Annotated in this window: 7 protein-coding genes and 1 pseudogene; all 8 read left to right on the forward strand. The window is 62.4% G+C overall.

Annotation, left to right across the window (positions count from 1 at the left end; translation table 11 throughout):
- Nucleotides 1-97 (forward strand): annotated as a pseudogene (locus QZ609_RS23550) (F0F1 ATP synthase subunit A); the annotation flags it as partial.
- Nucleotides 98-179: 82 nt separating this feature from the next.
- The gene (gene atpE / locus QZ609_RS23555) at nt 180-446 is read left to right on the forward strand and encodes a F0F1 ATP synthase subunit C (protein ID WP_003262709.1); all 267 of its coding nucleotides are present in this window, start codon (nt 180-182) and stop codon (nt 444-446) included.
- Between the two features lie 106 nt (nt 447-552).
- Nucleotides 553-1,023, forward strand: a complete 471-nt coding sequence (locus QZ609_RS23560) for a F0F1 ATP synthase subunit B (RefSeq protein ID WP_295500046.1) — start codon at nt 553-555, stop codon at nt 1,021-1,023.
- 2 nt (nt 1,024-1,025) lie between these two features.
- Entirely contained in the window at nt 1,026-1,562 is a 537-nt protein-coding gene (locus tag QZ609_RS23565) for a F0F1 ATP synthase subunit delta (RefSeq protein WP_295500047.1), read from the forward strand.
- 62 nt (nt 1,563-1,624) lie between these two features.
- Nucleotides 1,625-3,166, forward strand: coding sequence for a F0F1 ATP synthase subunit alpha (gene atpA / locus QZ609_RS23570; RefSeq protein ID WP_295500049.1), 1,542 nt, complete (start codon nt 1,625-1,627; stop codon nt 3,164-3,166).
- Nucleotides 3,167-3,229: 63 nt separating this feature from the next.
- On the forward strand, nt 3,230-4,105 hold the full coding sequence (gene atpG / locus QZ609_RS23575) for a F0F1 ATP synthase subunit gamma (RefSeq protein ID WP_295500051.1): 876 nt from the start codon (nt 3,230-3,232) through the stop codon (nt 4,103-4,105).
- Between the two features lie 159 nt (nt 4,106-4,264).
- Nucleotides 4,265-5,674 (forward strand): F0F1 ATP synthase subunit beta, encoded by a 1,410-nt coding sequence (gene atpD, locus QZ609_RS23580; protein WP_295500053.1) that lies wholly within the window; start codon nt 4,265-4,267, stop codon nt 5,672-5,674.
- A gap of 99 nt (nt 5,675-5,773) precedes the next feature.
- Nucleotides 5,774-6,075 (forward strand): F0F1 ATP synthase subunit epsilon (locus tag QZ609_RS23585; RefSeq protein WP_295500055.1); only part of this gene is annotated, 302 nt, incomplete at its 3' end.

Below are 6,075 nucleotides of genomic sequence, written 5' to 3' on the forward strand. Positions count from 1 at the left end.
GTGGGCGATCTTCCACATCCTGATCGTGCTGCTGCAAGCCTTCATCTTCATGATGCTGACGCTGGTGTACCTCGGCCAGGCACATGATCACCACTAAGTAGCGGTTCAGGTTCTCCGGTTCCGTTAGGTTTTTTTCAAGTTCTCAAGTTCTTCGTCTTTCACGTAAAAAGGGAGTCATCATGCAAGCATTTCTCGCCAACATCCAAGGTCTGACCGCCATCGGTATCGGCATCATCATCGGCCTGGGTGCCATCGGCGCCTGCCTCGGCATCGCACTGATGGGCGGCAAGTACATCGAAGCCTGCGCACGTCAGCCTGAACTGATGAACCCGCTGCAAACCAAGATGTTCCTGCTGGCTGGCCTGATCGACGCGGCATTCCTGATCGGCGTTGGTGTGGCCATGCTGTTCGCGTTCGCCAACCCGCTGCTGTCGGTCATCAAGTAATTCTTTTCGGTCTGCATGATGCCGGAGGCGGCCAGGGCGAACGCAATGCGTGACCCTCGCCGCTTCGTGCATTGATCCGTAGTCTCAATACCGAAAGGAACACACCATGAACCTGAACGCCACACTCGTCGCGCAGATGGTCGTGTTCTTCATCCTGTGGTGGGTTGTTGCCAAGTTCATTTGGCCGCCCCTGGTGAAGGCGCTCGACGAACGCGCGAAGAAAATCGCTGACGGCCTGGCTGCCGCCGACAAAGGCAAGGCCGAGCTGGAGCTGGCCAACAAGCGGGTCGAGCAGGCACTGACCGAAGCGCGCAATGAAGGCGCGCAGCGCATCCAGGACGCTGAGAAGCGTGCCCAGATGAGCGCCGATGAGATCAAGCAAAACGCCCAAGCCGAAGCCGCGCGCATCGTCGCGCAAGCCAAGGCCGAAGCCGACCAGCAAACCGTGCGCGCGCGTGAATCGCTGCGTGACCAGGTTGCCACGCTGGCCGTCAAAGGTGCCGAGCAGATCCTCAAGCGTGAAGTCAATGCGCAGGTCCACGCCGATCTGCTCAATCAACTCAAGGCTGAGCTGTAATCATGGCAGAACTCGCAACCGTTGCCCGTCCGTACGCAGAGGCGCTGTTTCGCGTAGCGAAGGCCGGCAATCTGGGTGCATGGTCTGAGCTCGTGTCGGAAATGGGGCAGATTGCCGCCGTGCCCGACATGAAGGCAGTCGCCGATGATCCGAAGCTCTCCAAAGCCGATGTGGCGGGGATCTTCCTGTCGGCGCTGAAATCTCCGGTGTCGCATGAAGCGAAGGAACTGGTTGGCCTGCTGGTGGCCAACAAGCGCCTGTCGCTGCTGCCGGAAATTGCCGCGCAATTCCATGTGCTGCGGAATGCCAGCGAAGGCGCCGCCGACGTCGAGATCACCAGTGCGTTCCCGCTTGAGGGCGCGCCCCTGACCGAACTGGTCGCCACGCTCGAACGCAAGTTCGGCAAGAAGCTGCAGGCTCACGTGAGCGTCGATCCTTCGTTGATCGGCGGCGTGCGCGTGCAGGTGGGCGACGAAGTGCTCGACACCTCGGTGCGCGCGCGCCTGACGCAGATGCAGTCTGCGCTGACCGCCGCGTAATGCTGCTCCTCGCGGCGCCCAAGCGTGGCCTGCGGGACAGATTGAAGAATTAGGAGCATTCGATGCAACTGAACCCCTCCGAGATCAGCGACCTGATCAAGACCCGTATCGAGGGCTTGAAGGCTGGCGCTGACGCAAAGAACACCGGCACGGTCATCTCCGTGACGGACGGTATCTGCCGCATTCATGGCCTGTCGGGCGTGATGCAAGGCGAAATGCTGGAATTCCCGGGCAACACGTTCGGCCTCGCGCTGAACCTCGAGCGCGACTCCGTCGGCGCCGTGGTGCTGGGTGAGTACGAGCACATTTCCGAAGGCGACGAAGTCAAGTGCACGGGCCGCATTCTGGAAGTGCCGGTCGGCCCGGAACTGCTGGGCCGCGTGGTCAACGCGCTGGGCCAGCCGATCGACGGCAAGGGCCCGATCAACGCCAAGAAAACGGACGTGATCGAGAAGGTTGCCCCGGGCGTGATCGCACGTCAGTCGGTGAGCCAGCCGGTGCAGACCGGCCTGAAGTCGATCGACTCGATGGTGCCGATCGGCCGTGGCCAGCGTGAGCTGATCATCGGCGACCGCCAGACCGGCAAGACCGCCGTGGCTGTCGACGCCATCATCAACCAGAAGGGCAAGGGCATCTTCTGCGTGTACGTGGCAATCGGCCAGAAGGCTTCGACGATCGCCAACGTGGTGCGCAAGCTCGAAGAGCACGGCGCGCTGGAATACACGATCGTGGTGGCGGCTGCGGCTTCCGACTCGGCTGCCATGCAGTACCTGTCGGCCTACGCCGGCTGCACGATGGGTGAATACTTCCGCGACCGCGGTGAAGACGCCCTGATCGTCTATGACGACCTGACCAAGCAAGCCTGGGCCTACCGCCAAGTCTCGCTGCTGCTGCGCCGCCCGCCGGGCCGTGAAGCCTACCCGGGCGACGTGTTCTACCTGCACTCGCGCCTGCTGGAGCGTGCTGCCCGCGTGAATGCCGACCACATCGAGAAGATCACCAACGGTGAAGTCAAGGGCAAGACCGGTTCGCTGACCGCGCTGCCCGTGATCGAAACGCAGGCCGGCGACGTGTCCGCGTTCGTTCCGACCAACGTGATCTCGATTACCGACGGCCAGATCTTCCTGGAAACCGACCTGTTCAACGCCGGTGTCCGCCCCGCAATCAACGCCGGTATCTCGGTGTCGCGTGTGGGTGGTGCTGCGCAGACCAAGGTCATCAAGAAGCTGTCCGGCGGTATCCGTACCGACCTGGCCCAGTACCGTGAACTGGCTGCGTTCGCGCAGTTCGCTTCGGACCTGGACGACGCCACCCGCAAGCAGCTCGAGCGCGGCCGCCGCGTGACCGAACTGCTCAAGCAGCCGCAATACCAGCCGCTGCAAGTGTGGCAGCTGGCCGCGTCGCTGTACGCTGCCAACAACGGCTTCCTCGACAACGTGGACGTGAAGGACATCCTGGCTTTCGAAAAGGGCCTGCACGATCACCTGAAGACGAAGTACGCCGACCTCATCAACCGTATCGAAGACACGAAGGATCTGTCCAAGGACGATGAGGCCGCCCTGCGTGCCGCGATCGAGGATTTCAAGAAGTCCGCCGCGTTCTAACCGCGTCAATCCCGCAACTGGCTGTGCAGCGATGCACGGCCAGGGCTGAACGGAGAGAGTGAAATGGCCGGAACGAAAGAAATCCGAACCAAGATCAAGAGCGTGCAAAACACGCGCAAGATCACCAAGGCGATGGAGATGGTCGCCGCATCCAAGATGCGCAAGGCGCAGGAGCGGATGCGTGCTGCTCGCCCGTACGCCGAGAAGATCCGCAACGTGGCTGCGCACATGGCGCAGGCCAATCCGGAGTACAAGCACCCGTTCATGGTGGCGCGCGAGATCAAGCGTGCCGGCCTGATCGTGGTGACGACGGACAAGGGCCTGTGCGGTGGCTTGAACACCAACGTGCTGCGTGCCGTGACCACCCAGCTGCGCGATGCGCAGAACAAGGGTGTGGAGACGCAAGCCACGGCCATCGGTACCAAGGGCATGCAGTTCCTGGGCCGCATCGGCGCGAAGGTCGTGTCGAACGTGGTGCACATGGGTGACACGCCGCATCTGGAAAAGCTGATCGGCGCGATCAAGGTCCAGCTCGACGCGTTCGCGGCCGGCCAGATCGATGCCGTGTACCTCGCGTACACCCGCTTCATCAACACGATGAAGCAGGAGCCGGTGGTCGAGCAGCTGCTGCCGCTCACGGCCGACAAGCTGACGCAGACCGATGCCGAGAAGCAGGCCTACTCGTGGGACTACATCTACGAGCCGGACGCGCAGACGGTGGTCGACGAGCTGCTGATCCGCTACGTCGAGGCGCTGGTGTACCAGGCGGTGGCCGAGAACATGGCCTCCGAGCAATCGGCCCGGATGGTGGCAATGAAGGCGGCTTCGGACAACGCGAAGAACGTGATCGGCGAACTGCAACTGGTCTACAACAAGACCCGTCAGGCAGCGATCACGAAGGAACTGTCCGAGATCGTCAGCGGCGCGGCAGCGGTCTGATGCCCACGGCACGGGAAGCTTCGCCACACGTAGCGAGCGACCCGAGGTTGGCCTGAGAAGCGCAGCCGTACAAGTGTACGGCGAGCATCGCAAGGGCAAGATCGGGGCGCGCAGTAGTGTGGCGAGGCTTTCTAAAGAATTGAGTTATTGGAGATACAAATGAGTATCGCAAACGGAAATATCGTGCAGTGCATCGGCGCCGTGGTGGACATTCAGTTCCCGCGCGACGCGATGCCGAAGGTCTACGACGCGCTGGTGCTGGATGACAGCAACGAAGCTTCGTTCGCCGAGAAGGGCCTGACCTTCGAAGTGCAACAACAGCTGGGCGACGGCGTGGTGCGTACCATTGCGCTGGGTTCGTCCGACGGTCTGCGTCGCGGCATGCGCGTGGCCAGCACCGGCGCACCGATCTCGGTGCCGGTTGGTCACGGCACGCTGGGCCGCATCATGGACGTGCTGGGTCGTCCCATCGACGAAGCCGGCCCGATCGCCTGCGACGAAAAGCGCGGCATCCACCAGAAGGCCCCGAAGTTCGATGAGCTGTCGCCGTCGGTGGACCTGCTGGAAACCGGCATCAAGGTGATCGACCTGGTCTGCCCGTTCGCCAAGGGCGGTAAGGTGGGTCTGTTCGGTGGCGCCGGCGTCGGCAAGACCGTGAACATGATGGAGCTGATCAACAACATCGCCAAGCAGCACTCGGGCTTGTCGGTGTTTGCTGGCGTGGGCGAGCGTACCCGTGAGGGCAACGACTTCTACCACGAAATGAAGGACTCCAACGTGCTCGACAAGGTGGCCATGGTGTTCGGCCAGATGAACGAGCCGCCGGGCAACCGTCTGCGCGTGGCGCTGACCGGCCTGACCATGGCCGAGCGCTTCCGCGACGAAGGCCGTGACATCCTGTTCTTCGTCGACAACATCTACCGCTACACGCTGGCCGGTACCGAAGTGTCGGCACTGCTGGGCCGTATGCCTTCCGCCGTGGGCTATCAGCCGACGCTGGCTGAAGAAATGGGCAAGCTGCAGGAGCGCATCACGTCGACCAAGACCGGCTCGATCACGTCGATCCAGGCCGTGTACGTGCCTGCCGATGACTTGACCGACCCGTCGCCGGCGACGACCTTCCTGCACCTGGACTCGACCGTCGTGCTGTCGCGTGACATCGCCGCGCTGGGTATCTACCCCGCCGTCGATCCGCTCGACTCGACCTCGCGCCAGCTCGACCCGCAAGTGGTCGGCACGGAACACTATGAAGTCGCCCGTCGCGTGCAGCAGACGCTGCAGCGCTACAAGGAACTGCGCGACATCATCGCGATTCTGGGCATGGACGAACTGTCGCCGGAAGACAAGCTGGCGGTGGGCCGCGCCCGTAAGATCCAGCGTTTCCTGTCGCAGCCGTTCCACGTGGCCGAAGTGTTCACGGGTTCGCCGGGCAAGTACGTGCCGCTGAAGGAAACCATCCGCGGCTTCAAGATGCTGGTGGACGGCGAGTGCGATCACCTGCCGGAACAGGCGTTCTACATGGTCGGCTCGATCGACGAAGCCTTCGAAAAGGCCAAGAAGCTCCAGTAAGAGCGACGTCTGGCCCTGTGCGTTGTAGGTGACGCGGCGGGGCCAGTACTGGCTTTCTGATATTTGAGGGAAGCCGCTTTTCTGAGCAAAGGAATCGAGATGGCAACCATTCATGTAGACGTCGTCAGCGCCGAGCAGGAGATCTTCTCCGGCAATGCCAAGTTCGTGGCACTGCCGGGTGAAGCCGGCGAGCTGGGCATTCTGCCCGGCCACACGCCGCTGATCACGCGCATCAAGCCGGGCGCCGTGCGCATCGAGAAGGAAGACGGCGGCGAAGAGTTCGTGTTCGTTGCCGGTGGCATTCTAGAAGTGCAGCCGAAGAAGGTGACCGTGCTGGCCGATACCGCAATCCGCGGTCACGACCTGGACGAAGCCAAGGCGAACGAAGCCAAGCGTGCGGC

Origin of the sequence: uncultured Ralstonia sp. (assembly GCA_913056305.1) — a bacterium.
Classification (GTDB): Bacteria; Pseudomonadota; Gammaproteobacteria; order Burkholderiales; family Burkholderiaceae; genus Ralstonia.

Bases quoted from the DNA above. Each gene is read 5' to 3' on its own strand.
- atpE (WP_003262709.1), top strand. From the start codon at position 180: ATGCAAGCATTTCTCGCCAACATCCAAGGTCTGACCGCCATCGGTATC.
- QZ609_RS23560 (WP_295500046.1), top strand. From the start codon at position 553: ATGAACCTGAACGCCACACTCGTCGCGCAGATGGTCGTGTTCTTCATC.
- QZ609_RS23565 (WP_295500047.1), top strand. From the start codon at position 1,026: ATGGCAGAACTCGCAACCGTTGCCCGTCCGTACGCAGAGGCGCTGTTT.
- atpA (WP_295500049.1), top strand. From the start codon at position 1,625: ATGCAACTGAACCCCTCCGAGATCAGCGACCTGATCAAGACCCGTATC.
- atpG (WP_295500051.1), top strand. From the start codon at position 3,230: ATGGCCGGAACGAAAGAAATCCGAACCAAGATCAAGAGCGTGCAAAAC.
- atpD (WP_295500053.1), top strand. From the start codon at position 4,265: ATGAGTATCGCAAACGGAAATATCGTGCAGTGCATCGGCGCCGTGGTG.